Annotated in this window: 28 protein-coding genes and 1 tRNA gene; 20 read left to right on the plus strand and 9 right to left on the minus strand. The window is 67.8% G+C overall.

Annotated features, from left to right (window positions below; all coding sequences use genetic code 11):
• Nucleotides 1-115: 115 nt before the first annotated feature.
• The gene (locus ACT535_RS02925; RefSeq protein ID WP_476363289.1) at nucleotides 116-2,353 is read right to left on the minus strand and encodes a ComEC/Rec2 family competence protein; all 2,238 of its coding nucleotides are present in this window, start codon (nucleotides 2,351-2,353) and stop codon (nucleotides 116-118) included.
• 171 nt (nucleotides 2,354-2,524) lie between these two features.
• Here ACT535_RS02925 and gltX point away from each other — a divergent pair, with 171 nt between their 5' ends.
• Nucleotides 2,525-3,940 (plus strand): glutamate--tRNA ligase, encoded by a 1,416-nt coding sequence (gene gltX / locus ACT535_RS02930; protein WP_476363290.1) that lies wholly within the window; start codon nucleotides 2,525-2,527, stop codon nucleotides 3,938-3,940.
• Nucleotides 3,937-4,173, plus strand: a complete 237-nt coding sequence (locus tag ACT535_RS02935; protein ID WP_476363291.1) for a sulfurtransferase TusA family protein — start codon at nucleotides 3,937-3,939, stop codon at nucleotides 4,171-4,173. The genes gltX and ACT535_RS02935 overlap by 4 nt, the downstream gene beginning before the upstream one ends.
• A 3-nt stretch (nucleotides 4,174-4,176) precedes the next feature.
• Here the strand turns inward: ACT535_RS02935 and ACT535_RS02940 are convergent, their stop codons facing one another.
• On the minus strand, nucleotides 4,177-5,343 hold the full coding sequence (locus ACT535_RS02940; RefSeq protein WP_476363292.1) for a M20 aminoacylase family protein: 1,167 nt from the start codon (nucleotides 5,341-5,343) through the stop codon (nucleotides 4,177-4,179).
• 151 nt (nucleotides 5,344-5,494) lie between these two features.
• Here ACT535_RS02940 and ACT535_RS02945 point away from each other — a divergent pair.
• A tRNA-Lys gene (locus ACT535_RS02945) sits at nucleotides 5,495-5,570 on the plus strand.
• A 148-nt stretch (nucleotides 5,571-5,718) separates the two neighbouring features.
• Here the strand turns inward: ACT535_RS02945 and ACT535_RS02950 are convergent.
• The 5 genes from ACT535_RS02950 to ACT535_RS02970 form a co-directional block, all read right to left on the minus strand.
• On the minus strand, nucleotides 5,719-6,915 hold the full coding sequence (locus ACT535_RS02950) for a tyrosine-type recombinase/integrase (RefSeq protein WP_476363293.1): 1,197 nt from the start codon (nucleotides 6,913-6,915) through the stop codon (nucleotides 5,719-5,721).
• 29 nt (nucleotides 6,916-6,944) lie between these two features.
• Nucleotides 6,945-7,256 carry a hypothetical protein gene (locus tag ACT535_RS02955; RefSeq protein WP_476363294.1) on the minus strand — a complete coding sequence of 104 codons (312 nt, stop codon included), beginning with the start codon at nucleotides 7,254-7,256 and terminating at the stop codon, nucleotides 6,945-6,947.
• A 22-nt stretch (nucleotides 7,257-7,278) separates the two neighbouring features.
• Nucleotides 7,279-7,587, minus strand: coding sequence for a hypothetical protein (locus ACT535_RS02960; protein ID WP_476363295.1), 309 nt, complete (start codon nucleotides 7,585-7,587; stop codon nucleotides 7,279-7,281).
• A complete protein-coding gene (locus ACT535_RS02965; RefSeq protein WP_476363296.1) occupies nucleotides 7,584-7,988 on the minus strand; it encodes a helix-turn-helix domain-containing protein in 405 nt (134 codons plus the stop codon). Before ACT535_RS02965 ends, ACT535_RS02960 begins: the two co-directional genes overlap by 4 nt.
• Nucleotides 7,989-8,175: 187 nt before the next feature.
• Nucleotides 8,176-8,886, minus strand: a complete 711-nt coding sequence (locus tag ACT535_RS02970) for a hypothetical protein (protein ID WP_476363297.1) — start codon at nucleotides 8,884-8,886, stop codon at nucleotides 8,176-8,178.
• Nucleotides 8,887-8,953: 67 nt separating this feature from the next.
• Here ACT535_RS02970 and ACT535_RS02975 point away from each other — a divergent pair, with 67 nt between their 5' ends.
• The 7 genes from ACT535_RS02975 to ACT535_RS03005 are packed head-to-tail and all read left to right on the plus strand — an operon-like array spanning nucleotide 8,954 to nucleotide 12,024.
• Nucleotides 8,954-9,193, plus strand: a complete 240-nt coding sequence (locus ACT535_RS02975) for a helix-turn-helix domain-containing protein (RefSeq protein ID WP_476363298.1) — start codon at nucleotides 8,954-8,956, stop codon at nucleotides 9,191-9,193.
• Nucleotides 9,177-9,356, plus strand: coding sequence for a hypothetical protein (locus ACT535_RS02980; protein WP_476363299.1), 180 nt, complete (start codon nucleotides 9,177-9,179; stop codon nucleotides 9,354-9,356). The genes ACT535_RS02975 and ACT535_RS02980 overlap by 17 nt, the downstream gene beginning before the upstream one ends.
• A complete protein-coding gene (locus tag ACT535_RS02985) occupies nucleotides 9,353-9,991 on the plus strand; it encodes a hypothetical protein (protein ID WP_476363300.1) in 639 nt (212 codons plus the stop codon). The genes ACT535_RS02980 and ACT535_RS02985 overlap by 4 nt, the downstream gene beginning before the upstream one ends.
• On the plus strand, nucleotides 9,988-10,206 hold the full coding sequence (locus tag ACT535_RS02990; protein ID WP_476363301.1) for a hypothetical protein: 219 nt from the start codon (nucleotides 9,988-9,990) through the stop codon (nucleotides 10,204-10,206). Before ACT535_RS02985 ends, ACT535_RS02990 begins: the two co-directional genes overlap by 4 nt.
• Nucleotides 10,203-10,628, plus strand: coding sequence for a hypothetical protein (locus ACT535_RS02995; protein ID WP_476363302.1), 426 nt, complete (start codon nucleotides 10,203-10,205; stop codon nucleotides 10,626-10,628). Before ACT535_RS02990 ends, ACT535_RS02995 begins: the two co-directional genes overlap by 4 nt.
• A 21-nt stretch (nucleotides 10,629-10,649) precedes the next feature.
• On the plus strand, nucleotides 10,650-11,165 hold the full coding sequence (locus ACT535_RS03000; RefSeq protein WP_476363303.1) for a hypothetical protein: 516 nt from the start codon (nucleotides 10,650-10,652) through the stop codon (nucleotides 11,163-11,165).
• A gap of 1 nt (nucleotide 11,166) precedes the next feature.
• Complete coding sequence (locus ACT535_RS03005) at nucleotides 11,167-12,024, plus strand: chromosome partitioning protein ParB (RefSeq protein ID WP_476363304.1); 858 nt, start codon at nucleotides 11,167-11,169, stop codon at nucleotides 12,022-12,024.
• A 19-nt stretch (nucleotides 12,025-12,043) separates the two neighbouring features.
• Here the strand turns inward: ACT535_RS03005 and ACT535_RS03010 are convergent, their stop codons facing one another.
• Nucleotides 12,044-12,352 (minus strand): hypothetical protein, encoded by a 309-nt coding sequence (locus tag ACT535_RS03010; protein ID WP_476363305.1) that lies wholly within the window; start codon nucleotides 12,350-12,352, stop codon nucleotides 12,044-12,046.
• 35 nt (nucleotides 12,353-12,387) lie between these two features.
• Between ACT535_RS03010 and ACT535_RS03015 the strand changes: the two genes are divergently transcribed.
• From ACT535_RS03015 to ACT535_RS03025, 3 genes are read left to right on the plus strand one after another with little or no spacing between them, the layout of a single operon-like run.
• Nucleotides 12,388-13,509, plus strand: a complete 1,122-nt coding sequence (locus tag ACT535_RS03015; RefSeq protein ID WP_476363306.1) for a DUF7146 domain-containing protein — start codon at nucleotides 12,388-12,390, stop codon at nucleotides 13,507-13,509.
• On the plus strand, nucleotides 13,502-14,077 hold the full coding sequence (locus ACT535_RS03020; protein WP_476363307.1) for a hypothetical protein: 576 nt from the start codon (nucleotides 13,502-13,504) through the stop codon (nucleotides 14,075-14,077). Before ACT535_RS03015 ends, ACT535_RS03020 begins: the two co-directional genes overlap by 8 nt.
• A gap of 57 nt (nucleotides 14,078-14,134) precedes the next feature.
• Complete coding sequence (locus ACT535_RS03025; RefSeq protein ID WP_476363308.1) at nucleotides 14,135-15,955, plus strand: hypothetical protein; 1,821 nt, start codon at nucleotides 14,135-14,137, stop codon at nucleotides 15,953-15,955.
• A gap of 30 nt (nucleotides 15,956-15,985) precedes the next feature.
• Here ACT535_RS03025 and ACT535_RS03030 read toward each other — a convergent pair whose 3' ends face one another.
• Nucleotides 15,986-17,119, minus strand: coding sequence for a hypothetical protein (locus tag ACT535_RS03030; RefSeq protein WP_476363309.1), 1,134 nt, complete (start codon nucleotides 17,117-17,119; stop codon nucleotides 15,986-15,988).
• 510 nt (nucleotides 17,120-17,629) lie between these two features.
• Between ACT535_RS03030 and ACT535_RS03035 the strand changes: the two genes are divergently transcribed.
• The 7 genes from ACT535_RS03035 (at nucleotide 17,630) to ACT535_RS03065 (ending at nucleotide 23,574) form a co-directional block, all read left to right on the plus strand.
• Nucleotides 17,630-18,262, plus strand: a complete 633-nt coding sequence (locus ACT535_RS03035) for a hypothetical protein (RefSeq protein WP_476363310.1) — start codon at nucleotides 17,630-17,632, stop codon at nucleotides 18,260-18,262.
• A gap of 300 nt (nucleotides 18,263-18,562) precedes the next feature.
• Nucleotides 18,563-20,074: a hypothetical protein gene (locus ACT535_RS03040; RefSeq protein ID WP_476363311.1), complete on the plus strand. Its 1,512-nt coding sequence runs from the start codon at nucleotides 18,563-18,565 to the stop codon at nucleotides 20,072-20,074.
• On the plus strand, nucleotides 20,071-20,490 hold the full coding sequence (locus tag ACT535_RS03045; protein ID WP_476363312.1) for a hypothetical protein: 420 nt from the start codon (nucleotides 20,071-20,073) through the stop codon (nucleotides 20,488-20,490). Before ACT535_RS03040 ends, ACT535_RS03045 begins: the two co-directional genes overlap by 4 nt.
• The gene (locus tag ACT535_RS03050) at nucleotides 20,465-20,671 is read left to right on the plus strand and encodes a hypothetical protein (protein ID WP_476363313.1); all 207 of its coding nucleotides are present in this window, start codon (nucleotides 20,465-20,467) and stop codon (nucleotides 20,669-20,671) included. Before ACT535_RS03045 ends, ACT535_RS03050 begins: the two co-directional genes overlap by 26 nt.
• 2 nt (nucleotides 20,672-20,673) lie before the next feature.
• Nucleotides 20,674-22,284, plus strand: a complete 1,611-nt coding sequence (locus tag ACT535_RS03055; RefSeq protein ID WP_476363314.1) for a portal protein — start codon at nucleotides 20,674-20,676, stop codon at nucleotides 22,282-22,284.
• Nucleotides 22,281-22,751, plus strand: a complete 471-nt coding sequence (locus tag ACT535_RS03060; RefSeq protein WP_476363315.1) for a hypothetical protein — start codon at nucleotides 22,281-22,283, stop codon at nucleotides 22,749-22,751. Before ACT535_RS03055 ends, ACT535_RS03060 begins: the two co-directional genes overlap by 4 nt.
• Entirely contained in the window at nucleotides 22,681-23,574 is an 894-nt protein-coding gene (locus ACT535_RS03065; RefSeq protein WP_476363316.1) for a hypothetical protein, read from the plus strand. Before ACT535_RS03060 ends, ACT535_RS03065 begins: the two co-directional genes overlap by 71 nt.
• Nucleotides 23,575-23,576 lie beyond the last annotated feature (2 nt).

A 23,576-nucleotide genomic window follows, 5' to 3' on the forward strand; every position in this document is an offset into this window, starting at 1 on the left:
CCTGCGGGAGATCCGGAACGGGGTGAGGGGCGCGGCGGTCCACGCTCAACGGGCGCCTGCGCTTTTTCTCAAGGGCGTTGCTCCTCACCCCGACGCCTCTTGAAGCCCCCCCCCATCAGGGCGCGGTCGCATCCGCCTGAGGGTCGCCGGCATCGGCGGTGGCGGGTTCGGATATGGGTTCCGGCGGCAGCGGCGCCATCCAGGGACGGGATACGCCAGCCTTGCGGCTGGATTCGGCGACGAGCGCGCCGTCGCGGAGGGTGAAGGCGAGCGTCCCTGTCCGCGCGAGTTTCGCCGGGGTCAGCACCTCTGCCGGGCAGGTCTTGGGCGGCGGATCGCGGGTAACGATCATGCGGGCATTCAGGCAGTCCGCCTCCAGGCTTTCGGCGCGGCGCGAAATGGCGATGGTGCCGCCACCGGGCAGCGGCGCGGTGCAGCCGAGCGGATCGCAGGTGAAGCCGGCGGCGAGGTCCTTCGTTCCGGCCGTGCGGCGGTCGCCCTCCCGCGTCAGCCACTGCTCCACCAGCAGTTTCTGGCCGGAGGCGCCGAGCACCGAAAGCCGCCCGTCCGGCATCCGCACCGCCACCGTCTGCGCATCGGGCGCTATGAGGAGGTCTGGCTTCAGAGGCGCGCCCGCCACCAGCGCGGCGAGGCCGAGGGGCACCAGCGCCGCGAGGGTGAGGACGCCGCGCAGCAGGCAGAGGGCCAGCAGCGCGAGCGAGAACCACAGCAGCGTCCCGGTGCCGATGAAGGCGGCGCGGATGTCGGCGCCCGGCAGCGTGCCCACCCAGTCGGACACCGCCGTCATGATCTCGATGCCGCGCCCCATCACCGGCCAGGCGAGATGATCCCAGCCGAACGGCATCAGCAGCACGCCCGCCAGTCCCGCCGGCATCACCAGGAAGGACACCGCCGGCATGGCGGCGAGGTTGGCGAGCAGGCCATAGGGCGCCACCCGCTGGAAATGGAAGATGCCGTAGGGCGCCGTCGCGAGCCCCGCCACCAGCGAGGTCAGCGCCGTGCCCGCCACCAGCACAGCCACCCAGGAGACCACCGCGCCGGCGATGCCATCCGGCCGGGGGATCGCCCGCAAGGGCTGGAGCCGCTCATAGGCGGCGACGAGGGCGAGGGTGGCGGCAAACGACATCTGCGTTCCCGGGTCCAGCGCCGCCTCCGGCGTCAGCGCCAGCACCACCACCGCCGCAACGCCCACCGAGCGCAGCGACAGGGACGGCCGCCCCACCATCACGCCCGCCAGCACGAGCCCGGTCATGACGAAGGAGCGCTGGGCCGGCACGTCATTGCCCGACAGCACGAGATAGAAGGCGCTGCCCGAAAGCGCGATCAGCGCCGCGATGGACTTGATGGGCAACGACACCGCCAGCCCCGGCACCAGCGCCAGCACGCCCCGCGCCAGTGCGAACAGGGTACCGGCCACCAGCGCCATGTGCAGGCCGGAGATGGAGAGGATGTGCGAGAGGCCGGAGACGCGCATGCTCTCCTCCACCGCCCGCGGAATGCCGGAACGGTCGCCGGCGACCAGCGCCACCGCCACCTCGGCCGGCACGCCGGTGAGCGAGGCGCGGATCCGGTTCGAGAGGCTTTGCCTCACCCCGTCCAGCCCCATGGCGAGGCGCACGGACAGAGGCGGATCGCGCGGCGCCGCCGCCTTCGGCCGGCCGAGCCCGTAGCCGATGGCGCCGATGCCCTGAAACCACGGCGCGCGGCCGAAATCGTGGGCGCCGGGCATGGCGGGGCCGGAGGGCGGCAGCAATTGCGCCAGCTGCGTCACATGGCTGCCCACCGGCGGGGCCCAGTCCTTGCGGAGCGAGAGCCGCACCAGCGCCGGGGCGTTGGCGAGCCCGCGCACGGCGTCTCCATCAAGCCGCAGCAGGATGCGGTCGCCCGTGGTCCGCCGCTCGACCCGCTCGATGAAGCCGGACAGGCGCACCGGGGTCTTGGGCGGCACGATCATCTCGTGGGCGATGAGCGCGGTGCGCACCCCGCCCGCCGCAAAGCCGGCTGCAGTTGCAAGCAGCACCGCGGCGATGCCGAACGTCACGGGGCGGGCCCGCGCAGCCAAGGCCGCCGCCGCAAATGCCGCCACCAGGACGAGGCTGGCGACGAGCGACGGCTCGGTGGACGCGCCGAAGTAGAGCAGGATACCGGCGGTGAAGGCGGCCGGCAGCCACAGGATCAGCCGGCCCGAGGCCGCCTCGGCCGCCACGTCATGGGCGATGCGGGCCTTCAGCGCATCGGCGAAGCGGATAAGACCGCGCGTGGAGAGCGCCGGGAGCGCGCCCGCAGCTCCCCGCCCCCCTGTCCGCGCCCTGCCTGAGGCCCGCTCGTCCATCCCCGCCCGCCGAGGGGCCGGTCCGGGCCGCGCCCGCCCCGTGTTCCTTGTGCCCCGCCTCTATGCTACACGGGCGCCTCCCGCGCGCCATGTGGTTCGGTTTGCGTTCCGCAGGGCTGCCGCACGCGCGTCTTCCGTCCAAGCGGACCCAATCCCGCCGAGCCCCGCCCGATGTCGCAGATCGTCACCCGCTTCGCCCCCTCGCCCACCGGCTTCCTGCATATCGGCGGGGCGCGCACGGCGCTGTTCAACTGGCTCTATGCCCGCCACACGGGCGGCAAGATGCTGCTGCGCATCGAGGATACGGACCGCCAGCGCTCCACCAAGGAGGCCATCGACGCCATCCTCGAAGGCCTCTCCTGGCTCGGCATCGATTGGGACGGCGATCCCATCTACCAGTTCGCCCGCGCCGAGCGGCACCAGGCCGCGGTGGCGGAGATGCTGGCGAAGGGCAATGCCTATCGCTGCTATGCCACCCCCCAGGAGCTGGACGAGATGCGCGAGCTGGCCCGCAAGGAGGGCCGCCCGCCGCGCTATGACGGCCGCTGGCGCGACCGCGACCCCTCCGAGGCGCCGGCCGACCGCGCGCCCGTCATCCGCCTGCGCGCCCCGCAGGAGGGCGAGACGGTGATCGAGGACATGGTGCAGGGCACCGTGACCTTCCCCAACAAGGATCTCGACGACCTCGTCCTGCTGCGCTCGGACGGCACGCCCACCTACATGCTGGCCGTGGTGGTGGACGACCACGACATGGGCGTCACCCACATCATCCGCGGCGACGACCACCTCACCAACGCCGCCCGCCAGACGCAGATCTACCGCGCGCTGGGCTGGGACGTGCCGCGCATGGCGCACATTCCCCTCATCCACGGGCCGGACGGCGCCAAGCTCTCCAAGCGCCACGGTGCGCTGGGCGTCGATGCCTATCGCGACATGGGCTATCTGCCGGCGGCGCTGCGCAACTATCTGGTGCGCCTCGGCTGGAGCCATGGCGACCAGGAGGTGTTCTCCACCGACGAGATGGTCGAATTCTTCGACCTCGACAAGGTCGGCCGCTCCGCTGCGCGCTTCGACTTCGCCAAGCTCGAAAGCCTCAACGGCCACTACATGCGCGCCTCCAGCGATGCCGAACTCCTGGCCGCCATCGACGCGCTGCTGCCCCACCTGCCGGACGCGGAGCACCGCCTGCCGCGCATGACGGACACCCGCCGTGCCCAGCTCGCCGCCGCCATGCCGGGTCTGAAGGAGCGGGCGAAGACGCTGGTCGAACTGCTCGACAATGCCGACTTCATCTTCGTCGAGCGGCCCATCCCGCTGGACGAGAAGGCGACGACCCTGCTCTCGGCCGAGGGCCGCGCCCACCTCGGCCGGCTCGTGCCGCTGCTGGAAGCCGTGGAGTGGACCGCCGCCGCCACCGAGGCCGTGGTGCGCGGGTATGCGGAGGCTCAGGGCGTGAAGCTCGGTGCCGTGGCCCAACCGCTGCGCGCCGCGCTCACCGGCAAGTCCACCTCCCCGCCGGTGTTCGACGTGCTGATCGTGCTCGGCCGCGAGGAGAGCCTCGGCCGGCTCCGGGATCAGGCGGCTTGAAGGCGGCCGCTGTCACCGTCGCGCTGGATCTGAAGGGGCTGAAATGCCCCCTGCCCGCCTTGCGCACCCGCAAGGCGCTGGCGCAGGCGGCGGCGGGCACACGGCTCGTCGTCACCTGCACGGACCCCATGGCGGTGATCGACATTCCCCACCTCGCCCACGAGACGGGCGCGGTGCTGGAGACGCAGGAGGTCGCGGCCGGCCTGCTGACGTTCGTGCTGGTGAAGGCGTAGGGATCAAGCGGTCAGCGGCAGCGCCCGCTCCACCAGCCGCACCCAATAGGACGCCCCATAGGGAATCGCGGCATCGGCGAAGTCGTACTGCGGATGGTGCAGGCCGGCGGACGGACCGTTGCCGATGAAGATATAGGCGCCCGGCTTCTCCTCCAGCATGTAGGCGAAGTCCTCGGCCGCCATCAGCGGCGGCGCGGCGGCGTCCACCTCCGAGGCGCCGGCCACCTCGCTCGCCACCTCGGCGGCGAAGGCCACCTGATCGGCGTGGTTGCTGGTGACGGGATAGCCTTCCTTGAAGCTTACCTTGGCAGTGGCGCCATAAGCGGCGGCGACGCCTTCCGCCACCTGCCGGATGCGTTCGCGCAGCTGCGCGCGGACACCCTGATCCAGCGTGCGGGCGGTGCCGACGAGGGTGGCGGAGGGCGGCAGCACATTGTCCGCCTCTCCCGCATGGAACATGGCGATGGAGACCACCGCCGCCTCCAGCGGGTCCACGTTGCGCGAGACGATCTGCTGCAGCGCCATCACGATGGCGGCGCCGGTGAGCACCACGTCCACACCCTGGTTGGGCCGCGCGGCATGGGCGCCGCGCCCGTCCACCACGATCTCGATATGGTCGGACGAGGCCATGATGCCGCCCGGCCGCATAGCGAAGCGGCCCACCTCCAGCCCCGGCAGATTGTGCATGCCGTAGACTTCGCGCACGGGGAAGCGCGCGAACAGCCCGTCGTCGATCATCGCCTTGGCGCCAGCCCCCCCCTCTTCCGCCGGCTGGAAGATGAGCACCGCCGTGCCGGAGAAGGCGCGGGTCTCGGCGAGGTGGCGCGCGGCGCCGAGCAACATGGCGGTGTGCCCGTCATGGCCGCAGGCGTGCATCTTGCCGGGAGTCTCGGAAGCATAGGCGGCGCCGGTCTTCTCGAGGATGGGCAGCGCGTCCATGTCGGCGCGCAGGCCGATGAGCGGGCCCTCCCCCTTGCCGCGAACGATCCCCACCACGCCGGTGCGGCCGATGCCGGTGATAACCTCGTCGCAGCCGAAGGCGCGCAGCTTCTCCGCCACCGAAGCGCTAGTGCGGTCGAGGTCGTACATCAGTTCGGGATGGCGGTGGAAATCCTGCCGCCAGGCCGCGATTTCGTCGGCGCGGGCAGCGATGTGGTTGTTGACCGGCATGGCAATTCCAGAAGCAATTGAGCGACCATGGTGCGGAAGCCATCCTGCCCGGTCAATGCCCGCGCCCGCGCTGCCCCCGGCGAAATGCCGGGACATCCACCCCGCCCGGCCTTGACCCCGCCGCCTTCGCACCCTAACCAACGCGTCAAGTGAGCCCGTAGCTCAGCCGGTAGAGCACGTGACTTTTAATCATGGGGTCTCGGGTTCGAATCCCGACGGGCTCACCACGCCACCCCATTGAAAATAAAAGACTTTCCGGATTTTCCGGAAAGAACATGGGGAGAACGTGCGACCTTTTTAGAGGGTCGCACGGGTCGCACGTGCGACTTTTGTTCTCAAACCCCATGAATCGGCGTGCGATCCGCCCATGATTTTTCAGACAGCGACGCCCGTCTCTTCCATCCAATGCAGCAGCTTGCCGATGGCGGCGTCCGCCATTTCCGGGTGCGTCGCGAGGTAATGCCGCAGCACCTGGTTGATGCTCACATAGGAGTGGCCGGTGATGCTGGCGATCTGCGGCACGGTCGCGCCGGCACGGCCGAGCCACGTGACGGCGGTGTCGCGCAGATCCTGGTCACGCTTGCCGGCGACGGACGGCACCTTCTTGGCCGCCTCGGCCCGCACCTCGGCGAACACATGGCGGTACCAGTCGGACTTGAACGGCGCGTTGGCCGTCTCGTCTATGACCAGCTGGGTGTGCTGCACCTTGCGATCCTTGCGCCGGGCGGCCGCCGCCTCAAGGCGGGCCACCAGCTGGGGCGCCGCCGGCACGGCGACGATGGCGCCCGTCTTGGACTGGCGGATGAGCAGGCGGTTGGCGTCGTCCCGCCCGGCGCGCTCCAGGGTGAGCCGGTCGCCCTGCCTCTGGCCAGTGAACAGGCCGAGATAGACGGCATCGCCGATCTCCGGCCGGCCCATGGCATCGGCGGCGGCCGCCAGCGCCACGATCTCCTCGTCCCTCCATGTGACCAGACGCGGCGCCGGCATGGCCTTCTCCAGGCCTCGCCACGGATTGAAGGTGATGCCGCCCTTGCCGCGCCCGATGGCCCACTTCCAGCAGCTCGAGGCGATAGCCACCACGCCGCGCGCAGTGTGCAAACCCTTCTGTTCCCACAGTCGGTCGAAGATGCCCTGCGCCACCACGGCGGTGACGGCGCCGGGCGCCTCCTGCATCAGCTCCGCGTCGAACGCCTTGAGGGCGTTGAACTTGTACTTGTAGTCCTTGGCCGTAGCCTCGGTGACGCCGGCCTGCTGGCGCTTGCCGGACTGCACGCCGCCCTTGAACTTTGGGCTTTCGAACCACTCGTCAAACAGCCCCTCGATCGTCTGGTGCTTCGGCCGCTTCACCGGCGCGAGGCGCTTGCCGGCTTCCCGGTCGTTCCGGCGCTGCAGGATCTCCGCATTGCGCGCGGCCGCCCAGGCGCCAGCCTCGTCCAGGGAGAACCACCGGCCGTCCGGATGCCGGAGATCCTCGCCCTTGTAGCCCAGCTTGCGCAGCTTCGGCCCCGGCGAGAACCGGGGCCGCCCGGCGCGCCAGACGATGTTGGGGATGGATACCTTGACGATGCCCACGGGCCTTCCCTCCGGTGACGGCAGGGAGCTTAGACGGGCTGTGGCGACGTGGGGAGTGGCGACAGGTCTGCGGGCCATGGTCTTCCCTTCCGCTGGCGATAGAGACGCGCGCGCTTGCGCGAGCGCCAGATCAGCCCCTTCGGACTGACGGTGGCGGTGCGGCCGTAGCCGGTAACGCCGATGGTGATGAGGCCGCGGGTGGCGAGGGCCACAACGGCCTTGTCAAAGATGGCACCGCCCTGCCCGTCCGCCCGGAACCACGGCTCGCCGCGCTGGACCAGCGGGCCGTGGGCGATCATCAGCTCGAGGACGAACAGGCTGTAGCCCTTGACCTCCCTCATTCGGAGATCTCGCCGCGCACATTCATGCCCCGCCTCCATACCGCGTTTCGAGGCGGGCCCGGCCGGCGGCGATGGCCGCCGGCGAGAGACGCGGATCCTCGGCCGGCACCCGCTGGGGGGTGCTGGTGCCGGCCGAGGTGCCGGCGCCGGCGAGCCAAAGCTCCACCTGATGCCGGCTCCACAGTCGCGGCTTCTGCCCGGGCAGCGGCTGGGGGAAGCCGTGTCCGGACATGAGGCGCGCGACGTGTCTGCAAGCTGCCGCCCGGGAGCGGCGGAACAGGGCGGCGAGATCGTCCAGCGAAAGCGCCAGCTCGGGGGCGGTAGTGCTCATGCCGCCTGCGCCTCCTCGCCCTTGACCGGCTCGCAACGCAGTTCGGTGAAGGTGCGCACCATCTCCACGATGGTGTGACGGTGATGGGGAACCCGCAGGTTCTGCACCATGCGGGCCACCTCGAGCGCCTGCATGTTGGTGATGACCGGCGCCGGCGCGCCGGCCTTCTCGGCTTTCAGCTCGGGCACCAGGTCGGCCGCGGGGATCTGGAGCGCCTCGGCCATCTTGAGCAGCGCGGAGACGGACACGCGGTTGGTGCCGTTCTCGTACTTCTGGATCTGCTGGAAGGTAATGCCGAGCGCCTCGCCCAGCTTTTCCTGGCTCACGCCGCGCGAGACCCGCGCCGCCCTCACCCGTGCGCCGATCTGCCGATCGGTGTCGCTGCGCGCCTCTTTTGCCATCGCTCCTCACCTCGGCCCGGCCGGCGGGTACAGCCCGCGCAAATCAACCGGAGCGAGATGACGCTAAGCTTGCCGTCAAAGATCGTCAAGAATGAAGATCACCTGAAACGCGTATGACGATCCATGCCGGACATGCGTCGGCAATCCGCAGCTTGTGCGGTAGCGAAAGACGACTTGTCACAAGAAATCAGCGCGGCGTCCCATATCTTCCGGGACGGAAGGAGCCCACCACCACGCCCTTGATGACCACGCGCGTGTCATCAACCAGGAGCGGCTTGCGCAGGGAGGCCTCGAGCGAGGCCGCCACAAGGAATGGCGCCTCAAAAATGCGGAACACCGTCTCTGCGGATCCACCGTTCCAGTCGTAGATCTGGGCGCAGACTGCATCGCCGGTCGTCGGCGTGCCGTTGAGGTCCACCATCACGATGTCGCCGGCCATGCAGCCGATCAGCTCGAGGGCCCGCGTCCGCAGCCGCCACGGCTCCACCGCGTTCCGGCCGGCCTGCATCGCCTTGACGATTGCCGCCAGCTCGGGCTCGGACTTGGCGTCGTAGCGGAGCTGCTCGGCCTCACCAAAGCCCGCCGCCTCGAACTCATCCGGGCCCGGCACATTGAAGCGCTTGCGGACCTTGAGAATGCTCGTCTGCGAGAGGGGGCTGTAATAGTCCTCGTGGAAGATCCGCGAGAGCGTGGTGTCCGACATGCCGGCGGTGGTGGAGATCTTCGACTTCGATAGCCCGAGCTTCTGCTCAAGCCAGAGGACCCAGCGTTTGTGGGTCTCCTGAAGCTCGCTCCGAAGTTCGGACGTCACCGCCGGTTCCACGCCAAGCCGCCCTCGCGCCGCAACAATGCGGTGCGCAATATGCAGCGGTGCGGCGGGGGTGGAGACACCAAACATTGCTGTTGACGGCCGTCAGCAAATCAGATCGATATCGTCATACTTGCAGATATCGAGCGGCACGGCAATGAACCTGACCGACATCGTGACACGGGCGAGCGCAGTTCGCCTGTGTCAGTCGCGCATCGCGGAACTGTCGGGGCTCCACAAGTCCACCGTAGAGCGCACGCTCAACGGCAAGACGGACCCCCTGCACAAGACGCTGGAGCGGATGGAGAAGGCGGTGGTGCAGGAAGAGCTGCGCCTCCGGGACTATCTCGTCGGCCTTCATGGAACGCCGGAGGCCGACCATGACGCCGCTGCCTGAGGATGCCGCCGCCCGCGCCTGGCGCGCCGAGGTCCGGCTCACCTACGAGCTGCAGCGTGCCGGACTGATCGGCTGGCAACCCTCATTCCGGGCCCAGCTCCTCGCCTCGTCCGGCCAGTTCGCGATCATCCTGGCGGGCGCGCGATGGGGGCGGCAGTCATGACGCTCGCCCTCGCCAAATCAAATGGAATTCCACAGTCAACCGTAAGCGCGGCGCAAATGACAATATCATTGTCAACCGACGCGCTGGAGCAGCGTCGCCGCTCCCTAGGCCTGACGATCAAAGATCTGCTGGCTGCCGCTGCTGTGTCGCTGCCAACCTGGTATCGCCTCCGCGCCGGCCACGTCACCCCCCAGCGCCGCACGCTGGTGAAGCTGTCCCGAGCGCTGGATCTACTCGCCGGCACGGCCCCTGCCCCGGCGCCGGCGCCCAAGGTGGTGGCGGCCTTCTATCGGGCGGCCGCCCTCTTTCTCGCCCACGAGCTGGGTGCCGACCCCGCGCAAGTGCTGGCCGATGAAGGCCAGTCCTGCCCGCAGGATCCGGCCTGGCTGCGCGCCAGCCGGGCCCGGCAAGCCGCCTTCTACCTCGCCCATGTGGAGCTTGGCGTGACGCACTCGGCGCTGGCCGCCGCGGTCGGCACCACGAAGCAGCGCGTCCACAAGGCCGTCAATCGCATCGAGGACCTGCGCGACGACAAAGGGCTCGACGCCCTGCTCGAGCGCGCATCCGCCTTCCTCTCCGGCCGGCGACCGCCGGCCGTCACCGCCGGCACCATCGGGAAAGGGATCGTGCCATGAACCCCCTGTCCACCAGATCCAGCCCCTGCAGCCACCACTACAACACCACGAAGCTCGGCGCCGTCGCCCTGGTGGTGCTGGGTGTCGGCCTCTGCAACGCCGTCGTGTCGCTCGCCTTCCTCAACTGGCCGAGCCTCGCGCTCTCCTGGTGCCTGATCCTCGCCGCGGCCTTCTTCGCGAAGTTCGAGAGCTGGTCCCGCCGGAGGCGCTCATGAGCGCCGCCGAGCCCCAGGCCGAAACCCTCGAGGTAATCGGCAGCGTCCAGGAATACGGCAAGGTTGCCGCCGGCACGCTGCGCATCGCCATCGCGCCGGATGCCTCGTCCGTCTCGCTGGTGCGGGTCGGCGACGACGCCACCACCGGCGAGCTGGTGGCTGGCCCCTTCACCATGGATGCGATCCGCCGGCGGGCCGAGAACGTGCTCGCCGGCCATCCCCGGGCGGCGACCGATGGGAAGACGCTTCCCATGCTCGCGCTCTTCGCCTGCTCCCAGTTCCTGTTCGCGGAAAAGCAAACCCGCGAACAGGCGGGCGCCACCACTCCCGGGGCCGCGGGTGGTGACGTGTCGGATGGCGCGGCCCCTCCTCCCTCAGACTTGGCGGCCGGGCAGCCTTCGCTGTTCGGCCGCTCTTCCTGACCCCCGCAAGGAGAAGACGACATGGCGACCGCCGACCAGGTGAGGGGCCTCAAGGGCACCATCACAAAGCTGAAAGAGGAGAATGCCCGCCTCGAGGTTGCGCGCGGCGACGCGGTGGCCTCGCGCACTGCGTTTCAGCAGGCGCACGCCGAGGCGGAGCAGGCGAAAGTAGATTTGGAACGGCGCATTGGCTTTCTCGTGCGCGATGTTCAGCAGGCAAAAGAAGTGGGCGAGGCCCACAAGGCGCGCGCCGACCAGCTCGAAAGAGAGCTCGAGCGCTCCCGCTCCCTTGAGCTGGATGCCGTGACCAAGCTCCGGGCGTCCGAGGCGGAGCGCAACCGCCTCAACGGCTACATCCAGCGCGTGGCTGAGGACGATGCCGCCCGCGAGGGAAACGCAGACGTGGCCGATGTTCGCAGCGTCCCGCGCCGGCCGCCGCCGCCGCTCTCCCACGGCCCCGACTACGGCGCCACCTACGCCGGCGCTGGCAGCAACGAAGTTGGCATCGACCTGTCTCGCGGCTTCCGCCGCTACTGACATGCGCCCGATCGAAGCCGCCCCTTACCTCAAGGCCATGGAGGGCGCCGGCGAGCTGGCCGCCCTCGGGCCGGCGCCCATGCAGCAATGGGTGCCCATCGCGCAGCTGCGCGTGGATCCCCGCTACCAGCGGGAAATTTCGGCCGAGGGGCGGCGCACGGTGCTGGCGATCGCCCGCAAGTTCGACTGGCGCAAGTTCGCGCCGGTGGTGGTGGCGCCCGTCGAAGGCGGGTTCTTTGCCATCATCGACGGCCAGCACCGCACCACGGCCGCCGCCATCCGCGCGGTGGAGCAGGTGCCGTGCCTGGTGGTGATCGCCGATGGCGCCGCCCAGGCCGACGCCTTCGCCGCCATCAACGGGCAGGTGACGCGCCTGCATTCCATGGCGATCTATCATGCCCGCGTCGCCGCCGGCGATCCGGACGCCCTCGATCTGCAGCGCGTGTGCGCGGCGGCCGAGGTTACGGTGACGAAGTATCCCATCCAGGCCACGCGCCTGGAGCGCGGGCAGACCATCGCCCCCAACGTCCTGCTGGCGGCGCTCAAGCGCTACGGCGCCGACACCCTCATCACCGCCCTGCAGTGCGTGACGCAGACCAGCGACGGCAACCCCGCCATGCTCTGCAAGCCCGTCATCGAGGCGCTATGCCTGGTGCTCGGCGCCACCGTCGAATGGCGCGAGACGGGCACCGCCCTCCTCGATGCGATGGACGATTTTGATTTCAAGCACGAGCTGACGGAAGCCCGTGTCGCCTGTGCCCGTGGGGGGGGGCAGACCGTAGCCGGCACCCTCTCCGCGCGCCTCACCTCCTTCCTCACCAAGAAGCTCGGGGTGCCCGGGCGCGACGCGGCGGAGTGATGGGATGACTTATCGCACGCTAGAAGTGGATCGCTTTTTGGGCTTCCCCAATAGCCGTTACGATCTGCGGTCTTTCTGTCAGACCGCCGGGCAAGGTCGCAAGCAGGGCGGACCTAATCGCCGCATCGAACTGAAAATCGGGATGATCGTTAGTCGGACTACCGGTTGCGGTTTGCCGCAGAAGATCGTCGCGAAGAACGATCAGGGCTGGGTAATCTCCAACGTTAAACAGCTTGTTGGGTGGCGTGGGCGCGAGATCCTCGATGGCTTTCTGAAATTCTTTCAGCAGCCGTGCGATCTCCAGCTTGCGCCCTTGAGTGTACCACACTGCGGCATCCCCCCTGCGGTTGTGAGTACCTGACCATGCGCCCCCCTGTTGCCGATCTCAAGGCCCGGGCGCAGGACCGGCTCGAGGACCTCATTCATCGCCTCGCCCCGGGCGGGAAGCACGCGCGCGGGGTCTACACCGTGTGCAATCCCATGCGGAAGGAGCGCAACCCCTCCTTCGCGATCTGGACGCAGGGCGATGCCTGCGGCGCCTTCAAGGACTTCACCGCTCCCGACGTGACCAAGGGCGACGTGTTCGGGCTCGTCGCCTATCTCAACGGCAAGGCCGTGGACGATTTCGACTTCGCCCGCGCCTGGCTGGAGGACTTCCTCGGCCTCGCCACCATGAGCGACGCCGATCGCGAGGAGGCCCGCCGCGCCCGGGAGAAGCGCAAGGCGGAGGCGGCGGCCGCCAAGGCGAGCCGCGCCGTGTGGGCGGAAAAGCAGGCGTTCCGCACATGGTCCGGCGGCCGCCTGATCCTGCCCGGCTCGGTGCCGTGGCTCTATCTCATGCACCGCGGCGTGGATCTGCGTTTTGTCGAAACCTACGCCGGGGATCTGCGCTGGGGCTCGGCCGTGGAATGGTGGCTCGGCGCGCAGTGGCGCGAGGAGATCCGCGACGGGCGTCCGCACCGGGTGAAGGTGCGCCCCGGCCCCTCCTTCCCCGCCATCTTCACGCCCCTGCGCGACGCCGCCGGCGGCCTCAAGGCGCTGCACTACACCTTTCTGGCGCCGGACGGCTCCGGCAAGGCGCCGGTCGAGAAGCCCAAGATGATCTGGCCCGAGCAGCTGGGCCTCGTCATGCGCATTGCCAATGGCGAGGGCAACCATTCGCCCGAGGAGGCGGACGGCCTCGGCGAGAGCTGCACGCTGGTGCTCACCGAGGGCCTCGAGGACGGTCTATCGGTGGCGCTGGCCGCGCCGGAGCTGCGCGTGTGGGGCTGCGCCTCGATCAGCAATTTCGCCCATGCGCCGGTCGGCCGGCCGTGCGTGTCGGATGTGCTGATCCATGCGGAGAACGACCACGGCAACGCCGCCGCCCAGTCCACGGTGGCCCGCGCCATCGACACCCTGTCGCGCACCGGCAAGCCGATCGCGCGTCTCACCGCCCCCACGGGCAAGGACCTCAACGACACGCTGAGAGGGAAAGATGGCTGACGAACAGAAGACAGAGACGCCGCCGCCGGCGGCGGCCCCGGTGCCTGAGGTTCCCCTTGGCTGGAACGACCTGACTGTCTTCGATGACGAGCAGGCGCTCGTCCTCGCCGAAGATATCGCGGCCGTCGCCGAGCGCGTCCTCATGCCCTGGTTCCTCGGGGATGGCGACCCGATCGGGGAAACCGTACCGGCGCAAGATCTCAAGCATCTCCAGCTCGACTACGGCTTTCTGTCGTCGCCGCTGCCCGTGACCAACCCCGCCGAGCTGGTCCAGTACATCAAGGCCCGGCAGCCCAAAGCCGAGACGCTGTTCCTCAAGGATTGTGAGGGTGGCAGCGAACTCTATCGCGAAGGACCGCACGATTTCGACAAGCTCTTGCCGGTGGCCCGCGCCCAGTATGAGTTAGCCGTGCGCCTGGTGCCGGCGGTGCTCGAGGCGATCGCTGCCATCAACGCGGAGATCTCCCGCCGCCTGCCCCCGCCCGAACCCGGCGAGGCTGTGCCGGTGCCGATCGAAGACACGATCTTCGAGGGAGTGCCCGGCTTCGGCGACCGGATGGAGCGCTGACCAATCCGCCGGCGCACGTCGCGCCGCCGTCATCTTCCAGGGGGAAACCGCCGCACCATGTCGGCAGCCAAGGGCAAAGCGGGCGTCGCGGCGTCGCTCGAGGACAGCAAGCGCGAGCTGCGGCGCCAGCGGCGGGATCGCGTCCAGGATCCCGAGCTGGGCGCGCCGCGCCTCATCAATGGCGAGGAGATCGGACCCGGCGCCTGGAGCCCCGACCTTTGGGGGCTGCCGCCGGACTGCCCGGTCCAGGTGCTCGGCATGGACGGCGACGTGCTCTATGTGATCGACGCCGCCGGCCAGCTCGCCGAAATCACCGACCACGCCTTCGGCCAGAACAAGGTGCAGCGCCTCTTCCTGCACCGCGTCGGCTATCTCTACTGGGCATGGCCCCGCTTCGGGCAAGGCGGCCGAATCACCGGCTTCGACACGGTGGCGGTGCGCGATGCCTTCTATCGCGCGGCCGGCCTCAAGGGCCTCTGGTCCGCCGGCGACAAGGTCCGCGGCCTCGGCGGCTGGACCGACAAGGCCGGAAACCTCGTGGTCCATTGCGGCGACGATCTCTATGTGAAGGGCCGCGAGCAGGCCACCGGCGACTATGAGGGGAATTTCTACCCTCGGCGCCCGCCCATCCCGCCGCCATGGGCCAAGCCCGTTACCGACGAAATGATGGACGACACCGGCCTGTGGAGCGCGCTCTCCACCTTCACATGGGATCGGCCCAAGGTTGATCCTTACCTCGTGCTGGGCTGGCTTGCCGCCGCCTATCTCGGTGGCGCCCTGCCCTGGCGCCCCATGCTGTTCGTGGTGGGCGATAAGAGCGTGGGCAAGTCCACCCTGCAGGCGCTGGTCAAGGGCGTGCTGGGCGATGCGCTCCACAACACGGCCGACACCACCGCCGCCGGCATCTACCAGAAGGTGAAGCAGGACAGTCTGCCCGTGGCCGTGGACGAGCTCGAGGCCGGCGCCGACAATTCCCGGGTGCTGGCGGTGGTGAAGCTGGCGCGCCTCGCGGCCTCCGGCGGCGTTATGTATCGCGGTGGCTCCAACCACAACGGCACCACATTCACCGCCCGCAACTGCTTCTTCATGAGCGCCATCAACCCGCCGCCGATCCCGCCGCAGGATCTGTCGCGCATGTGCTTGGTCAACCTACGCCCGCGCGCGGCCGATCGGGCGGCCGAGAAGCCCGCCGCCATCGACGTGGACCAGGTGGGGCGCATGATCCTGCGCCGGCTGGTGGACGAATGGCCGCGCTTCCCCGAGGTCTACCAGGAATATCGCCGGGTCCTCGGCATGGGCGGCCATGACGGCCGCGGGCAGGACACCTACGGCACCTTGCTGGCTTGCGCGCACCTGGTGGTCGGTGACGAGCTTCTGGCCAAGTACGAACTGCCCAACGACCTGGACGGCCTCGAGCCATGGGCCCAGCTGCTGGCGGCCGCGGATCTGCCCGAGAAGGAGGACGCCAGCGAGAACTGGCGGCGCTGCATCACGCACCTCCTCACCTCGCGGGTGGAAGCATGGCGCAACGGCATCCGCCACACCGTGGGCGGCCTCCTAGAGGATCTCGACAATGGCACCATTACGCTTGCGCTAGCCAACGACCACCTGGCCCAGGCTGATCTATTGGCTATTCCGGCGCACGAAATCCTGCGCGGGCTCAAGGGCTACGCCCTAGCCGTGCCGAACCAAGGCCCGATGATCGGACAGATATTCCGCGGTACCGACTGGGGAGGTGAAGGCGGGGCCGGCGTATGGTCCGCCGCCATAAGGCAAGGCCCGCCAAATGTGGTAGTCTACGATAAAGCTCGCAATAAGCAGCGCATCAACGGCATCCAACGGCGCTGCTCCATCCTAATGGTTGGAGCGTTGGATTAATGTCGCCGACTTTTCCGCCGATAGAAATATCTAATTTCCCACCCTGATATACGGCTCAAGAACTGTCTGCTCAATCTGAGTTGAACACTGCTCCTTTGTCATAATAGTTGCTACATTTTTTGTAATTCCCTCATAAACGTTAGAGCTTGTAACAAACCCTGAAAATGTGAACGTTCTATCTCTTGGATCGGGCAACGCCTTCGATAAAGTGAGTATGCCCGCCACATTTGGATTTAGACCACCATCAACCCGAACTGTTCCATTGTACTTTATATCGACCGTCTTCTGCGCAAACTCATGAACATACTGAACTGAATACATTCCAGGAACAGCAACTCTCTCTGTATATGTAAATGTCTGATCATTTAGTTCAGACTTTTCTTCGTTTGATCCGATCGAAATTTCTTTTCCGAACTTCGCTGCAACATTCCCTTTTACGACATACTCAAATCCAATACTGGCAGTTATATCTTGAGATGTCTTAATCGTTTGCGTTTTTGTCAGCTTTGTTCCAACAGATAGCTTGACGTTCTGAGAAAATGTAAACTCCTGATCTTTCGGGTTGCAGTTGACGTATGTCGCCTTCAATCCGAAAAATGACACCGGAACATCATTCCAGTTAGGTTCGTCAATCTTGACGTCTGCATTCGTTTCTTTAACAAAATATCCAGAAGAACTTAGATTTCCCATCACCGGATGGCATACCCTGTGGTAGGTCGGCTCACACTCCTCTGAATAACACCACAGAGGCTTAATGGAAGGCGTTGCATTCGGAGATACTAAGCATTCCATCTTTACCCGCCTGCAGCGGTGACCTCCGTCTGGCTCGTCGCCACAACTATCGCTAATGTGAACAGGCCCTAAGTTTGCCAATCTCCCATTTACCACCGATATCAAATCGGTTTCAGCAAGTGCTCCCAATAACTTGGGCCGAACTGTCGCGCCAATCGACTTCATAATACCGAGAGAAAAATCCGGCGTACCGCTGCACTGGCAAGTTGGCGCTCCCGCTCCAGTGGAATTCGAACACTGGGCAGCTTGTCCAGATGAACAATCGATCGAGCATGTATCACCCTCATCATTGTGGGCTGAGCAGCTCGCAGCAAATCCAGAGGCCGGACAAATAATTAGAAAGCCGACGAGAAATGTGAGTATTAGGCGCATCCCACCCCCCCTCGTTTTATAATCGAAAAACGTAGCACCGGCATTCAGAGAAATCCACAGATTCTTACAATCGAGGGTCGTGTCCAATCCTCGCCGCACGCCCGTACCGTGTTTCTTGAGTGATCCGGCTCGCAGCGGTCGAGCCGCCTCCAACAACTCTACCTTCGCCCGCGAGTACCGGCGCAAGGCAGACAGTTGACGCGGGCGGGGCGGTGCTACGCCTGAACGGTCGGGGCCGGGTGGAGGCTCCTCGGCAGGCGAGACACCCCTCAAGACACGGTGTCTCAGGCCTAAGCCGCTGAAATCATGAGGAAAAGACACTGAGACACCTGAGACACCCTCAAGCCCTCGTAACACACGCGCGCGCGTGCGCGTCAGGGGGTGGTGGTGTCTCAAGTGTCTTAGGTGTCTCAAGAGTTGAAAACATCAAGCATATGAATGGGTTGAGCCTGAGACACCGGGCCTCCGGAGGTGTCTCGCTGGTGTCTCAGGATAAAAAAGGGGTCGGATATGAGTGATCCGAAGCATGGCGTCGGAGCCGAGGTTGCCGACCGCCTCAAAGGCGAGGTGGTGGGCACGCCGGCGCGGGAAATTCCCGGCGCCGGCGCCCAGGCCGGCCTGCCGCTGCTCGATGAGCCGGAGGCCGGCGGCGATGCGGAGGCCGCGACCCCGTTGGGCCGGAAGGTGCGGCGGGGGCCGGGCCGTCCGGCCGGTGCCCAGAACCGGATGACCAAGGACATTCGCAAGCTGATCCTGTCGCAGCACCGCCATCCGCTGCTGGCGCTGGCGGAGATCTACTCCATGGACGTGAAGGAGCTGGCCTCCCACCTGGACTGCAAGCCGCTGGACGCGCTCAACACCCAGATCCGTGCGGCGGCCGAGCTGGCGCCCTACCTCGCCGCGAAGCAGGCGGCCGTGGATGACAGCGGCAACGTGGCGTTGCCGGTGCTGCAGCTGAACTTCGGCGGGCCGGCGCCGGCCGCGCTGGCGGCCTCGGATGGCCGCGGCGCCATCTCCATCCTCGACGTGGCGAAGATCGTGGAAGATCAACGGTTTAGCGCGAGCGATCCGGACACGTCGCACGGCGACGGGTCGCACGATGATGCGCAAGGCCTTGATGCGGAAGGGGAAAGCGATGATTGACCCCATGATGAAAAATCACCGTGCCCCGCCCTCGCCCGCGCGCGAGGGCCGCGCCTGGTGCCCGTCCCGGTCTGTCCCGGGCGGCCCCCGCGCGGCCGGCGGGCCGGCGGCATCCCCCTCCCCCCCTCGATCCGGGCGGGCGGGCGGGCGCGGCCTTCCCCCGAAGCCCCCCCTCCCCTCCCCGCCGGGGAGGTCGCGCTCACACCGATCGGGAATTGGGGGGTCGCGGAACCAATCCAGCCGCGAAACCGAGGGCGCGGGGGCTGCGGGTGCGGGATCGGCCGGGTTCGGGGGGCGCGGATGAGCGCGCAGCAGGCAGCATCCGCCACGCCCGAGATGCTCAAGGGCTGGAGCCCGCCGGGCCCGGTGTCCCAGGCGTTCGCCCTGGATCTCGCTTCGCTGGTGAAGTTCATCATGGGTCCGGTGGGCGGCGGCAAGACCACCACCTGCATCTTCGCGTCCCAGGCGTTCAGCGCCACCATGCCCGTCTGCACGGACGGCATCATCCGCTCCAAGGGCGTGGTGGTGCGCGACAGCTACCGGACGCTCGAAAAGACCACCATGGCGTCGTGGTTCCAATGGTTCCCGAAGGATCATCCTGGTTGGAGCTTCACCGGCGGCAACGATCGGCCCGCGATCCACACCCTGCGCTTCCTTCGGCCGGACGGCCGCATGGTGGAAAGCATCGTGGAGTTCGTCGGCATCGGCGACAAGCGGGTGGAAGACATCCTGCGCGGGTGGGAGGGCAGCTGGGCCTGGATGAACGAGGCGGACCTCATGAGCGAGGACGTGCTCGACTACCTGACGCAGCGCATCCGGCGCTATCCTTCAAAGCGGATGCTGCCGAAAGACGTTGACGCGCCCGGCATGGTCATGGGCGACCTCAACGCCCCGGTCGTGGACAATTATGTTTACAAGAAGTTCGTAGAGAACCTACCGGACGGCTGGCGCTTCTACACTCAGGCCGGTGGCATCGATCCCGGCGCCGAAAATCTCGCGAACTTGCCGCGTGACTACTACCAGCGCATGATGGCGGGCAAGGAAGACTGGTGGAAACGCCGCTTCATTCACAACCGCTTCGGCTATTCTCGCTTCGGCCAGCCGGTCTATGGCGAGTTCAACGAGGTGTTGCACGTCGCCGGCGGTGTGCTCACGCCTCGTCCGGGCGTGCCCATCGCCATCGGTATGGACGCCGGCCTCTCCCCCGCCGCCGTGATCCTGCAGCAGCTGCCCGATGGGCAGATCCTGGTGCTGGACGAATTGGTGCCGGGCCACGGCGTCGGCCCCACGCGCTTCGCCGGCGAGCTGGTGCGCCTGCTCCTGGAGCGCTACGCCGCCTTCGACATCCGCGTGGTCGTCGCCGATCCGGCAGCCGAGCACGGCGCCGACACTGAGGCCGGCGAACTGTCCTGGATCGAAACGGTGGCGAAGGCGCTGGGGCAGGCCGTGGTGCCCTGCTTCACCAATGAGCCGGCGCTGCGCACCGAAGCGGTGCGCCTGCGGCTCATGCACATGATCGACGGGCGGCGGCCGGGCCTGCTGGTGTCCGCCTCCTGCCGCAAGCTCATCCAGGGCTTCGCCTACGGCTACCGCTTCGAGAACACGCGGAAGGACAGCACGGCGCCCTTCAAGGAAAAGCCGGAGAAGAACGACTTCTCGCACGTCCACGACGCCTTGCAGTACGGCGTGCTGCAGGTTGTCGGCCGCTATGGCGTCATCAACGAAGCAGCCAAGGCGGGGCGGCCCGGGCGGCCGGAGACGCCGGCGGCGCCGATGCAGCGGCCGGGCGACTTCAACGTGTGGAACACATGAGCCTCACCCTGCACGCCGCCAATCGCTTCGACCTCGCCGAGGTGTACGGGCCGCGGCCGCCGGCGGAGTGGGCGGCGATCCTCTGGCAGGCGGAAAAGGGCATGACCTTCGCCTTCCGGGATGCCACCGGCCGCGCCCAGTGCGTGGGCGGCTATGTGCCTTGGCCCACCTTCGGCGTGTGGGAATGCTGGTTTCATGCGGGTCCGCAGGCCGCGCCGCACATGCTTTCGTTCGTCCGCCTCGCTCGGTTGACCCTCTCCTGCCTGCCTCAGGATGACCCTCGCCCCATCGAGGCCGCGATCGTGTCGCCGGCCGGCGCGCGCCTCGTGGCCGCCGTCGGCTTTCGCCGCGTCGGCTCGGTGGGCGCCGTGGAAGTCTGGAGAGCGCACCATGAGCGGCCTGCTCGGACCGAGTGACGAACAGAAGAAGCAGCAGCAGAGGGATGCCGCCAGCTCGCGCGGCTCCGCCCTGGCGGCGCTCCTCGCCCGCGAGGCGGAACTCGACACGGAAGGCGCCGCCGGCTCCTCCCGCCGCGCCCGTGGCAAGCGCCTGCTGCGCTCGCTGACCGACGAAGACGGCAACGCGACGCTGGGCTGAGGATGGCACCCCCCACCGTCAAGGATCTCAAGGGCCGCCGCGCCCAGGCCGAGCGCGAATGGGCGCTGTTCAAGCCCCTCTATGACGAAGCCTATGACTTCGCCATCCCCTACCGACGCGGCCTCACCCATGGCCCGAAGGGCGAGAAGCGGGTCGATCGCACCTTCGACATGACCGCGATCATGTCGGCCTTCCGCTTCGCCGGAAAGCTGCAGCAGGATCTCTGCCCGCCCGGCGAGCAATGGCTGAAACTGGAGCCCGGGCCCCTCGTCCAGGGCAAGGAGCGCGACCAGCTCGCCAAGGAACTGGCCATCGTGTCCGAGCAGGCGACGGCCATGTTCATGACGGGCGACTGGGATCTCGCCTTCCATGAGATGGCGATCGACCTCGGCGCCGGCACCGGCGCCATGATCATCGATGACGCGCCGCGCCTCTGGCAAAACCGGGGCAAGCTCGCCTCCTTCGCCGCCGTCCCGTCCGAGGAGGTGCTCCTCGAGCCCGGGCTTTTCGGCGATATCGGCGGGGTGTTCTGGAAGCGGAAGTTTCCCGGGCGCCTGCTGAAAGCCCAGTGGCCCAAGGGCCAATTCTCCGACCGGCTCAACCGCCAGATCGAGCAGAAGCCCAACGACGATATCGAGGTGTGTCAGGATCTCACGCTCGACTATGAGACGGGCGTCCGCCACTTCCACGTCTACGACGCCGGCGCCCAGGAGGGCGAGCCGCCGATCTTCACCCGCGATTATCGGGCCTCGCCATGGCTCACGCCGCGCTATTTCCGCGTGCCGGGCGAGACGTGGGGCCGCGGACCCATTCTTTTGGCCATGCCGGCCATCAAGACGCTGAACAAGGCGCAGGAGCTGACCCTCAAGGCGGCCGCCATCACCATGCTGGGCATCTACACCGCCCGCGACGACGGCGTGTTCAACCCCGCCACGGCCTCGGTGAGCCCGGGTGCCTTCTGGAAGGTGCTGTCCAACGGCGGCGCGCTGGGGCCGACCATCGCCAAGCTGCCCGAACCGCGCATCGACCTGTCGCAGATCGTGCTCAACGAGCTGCGCATGTCGGTGCAGAGCGCCATGATGGACCAGTCCCTGCCGCCGGACGGCGCGGCGGTGCGGTCCGCCACCGAGATCCTCGAGCGCGTGAAGCGCCTGGCCTCCGACCATGTGGGCGCCTTCGGCCGGCTCGTCCACGAGATCGTGCTGCCCGCCGGCGAGCGCGCCCTCGAAATCGCCTATGACGCCAAAATCATCACCGTGGATGTGTCCATCGACCAGCTGCTGGTGAAAACGCGCGTCACCTCCCCCATCGCCGTGGCCCGCTACGCCGCCCAGGCGCAGAAGTCGGTGGAGTTCGCCGGCATCGTCCGCTCCCTCATGGCGACGCCGCCCGGCTCCCTCGAGGACCTGGTGCTCGACAAGGTGCCGCTGCTGATGGACATCGGCCGCGGCCTCGGCGTGCCGGAACGGCACCTCATGGACGAGAAGCGGCGGCAGGCCCTGCAGGAGCAGGTGCATGCCCTGGTGGCCAATGCCATGGCGCAGGCCCAGCTCGCCGCCCAGCAGCAGCAACAAGGCGCCGGCGCCCCGCCCGCGCAGGGAGCCACGGCATGAGCATGCTCCTCCCCGAAACCGAGCCCGGCGGCATGCTCTCCCTTGCCCGCCTCATCGCCCAGGCCGGCGAGATGGGATGGGACTGGTTCGATCAACTGCCCGGCGGCAAGGCCAAGTCCGCCGCGGAAGCCGGCATGGAGATCGCCGCCTCGCAGCGCCTTGCCCAGGCCTGCGCGCGGCTCGCCGACAATCCGGATTTCGTGCTGCTGCTGGAGCACCTGGTGGCCTTCACCATCCTGCAGCCGCCCCAGTTCCAGGCGCCCAGCCTGACCATTGACGAGACGGCGCTGCTCAAGGCCGCGCACGATGCGGAATGCGCCCTCGTCTGGCGCCTGCTCAAGCTCGTGAGGGAAGGCCGCGCCATTCCGCTGGCGCGCGCACAAGAGGAGAAGACCGATGCATCCGAAGTTCAGCCTGTGGGCGATGGTGCTGCGAAACCAGCCGGACGCCGGCGCCGGAGGGGGTAGCCCAGCCGTTGGCGGCGCCCCCGGCGGCGGTGCGCCCGCTGGTGCGGGTGGTGGTGCTCCGACCGGTGGGGCGCCTGCGGGTGGCGATCCCGCCGGCGGCGCAGGGGCAAAGGACCCCTATTGGCGCGACTTCCTGCCGAACGACATGAAGGCGGACAAGCCGGAAGAGCGTTTCGAGCGTCTTGCCAACGGCTACAAGGGCCTGCGCGACCAGATCGCCGCCCGCCCCCAGCCGCCCAAGACCGCAGCGGAATACGCCTTCGAGCCGTCCGAGAAAATCAAGGGCCACATCAAGCCGGATGATCCGGTGCTGGCCATCGCCCGCGACGCTGCGCTGGAAATCGGCCTGCCCAAGGATGCCTTCGGCCAGTTCGTGGGCAAGATCTTCGAAACAGCCAAGGAGAAGGGCCTCCTCGCCACGCCCTACAATCCCGAGGCCGAGGGCCGGAAGATCGCGGAGCGCATCGCGCCCGGCAAGAGCTGGGAGGAGGCGAAGCCCATCGTCGCCGGCGTCGTGAAGGAAATGGAAAGCTTCGCCGGCGTGGTGGCTGATCAGCTCAAGCTGGGCGAAGGCGCCAAGGGCCTCCTCCTCAGTCTCACAGACGAGGCCTCCGGCGTGGAGCTGCTGCAGGCTCTGTCCGGCGCCATGGGCAAGGATCCTGCTTTCAAGGTCAGCGGCAACGCTGCGGCCTCGGGACAGTGGACCAGGGAGAGCCTCGACGCTGCGGTGAGGGAAGAGCGCTACAACCCCCACAGCCCGAAGTTCGACAAGGCGTGGCGCGCGCAGGTCGATGCCGGTTTCCGCCAGCTCCACGGCGAGTGACT

The sequence above is a fragment of the Xanthobacter sp. DMC12 genome (assembly GCF_056314105.1).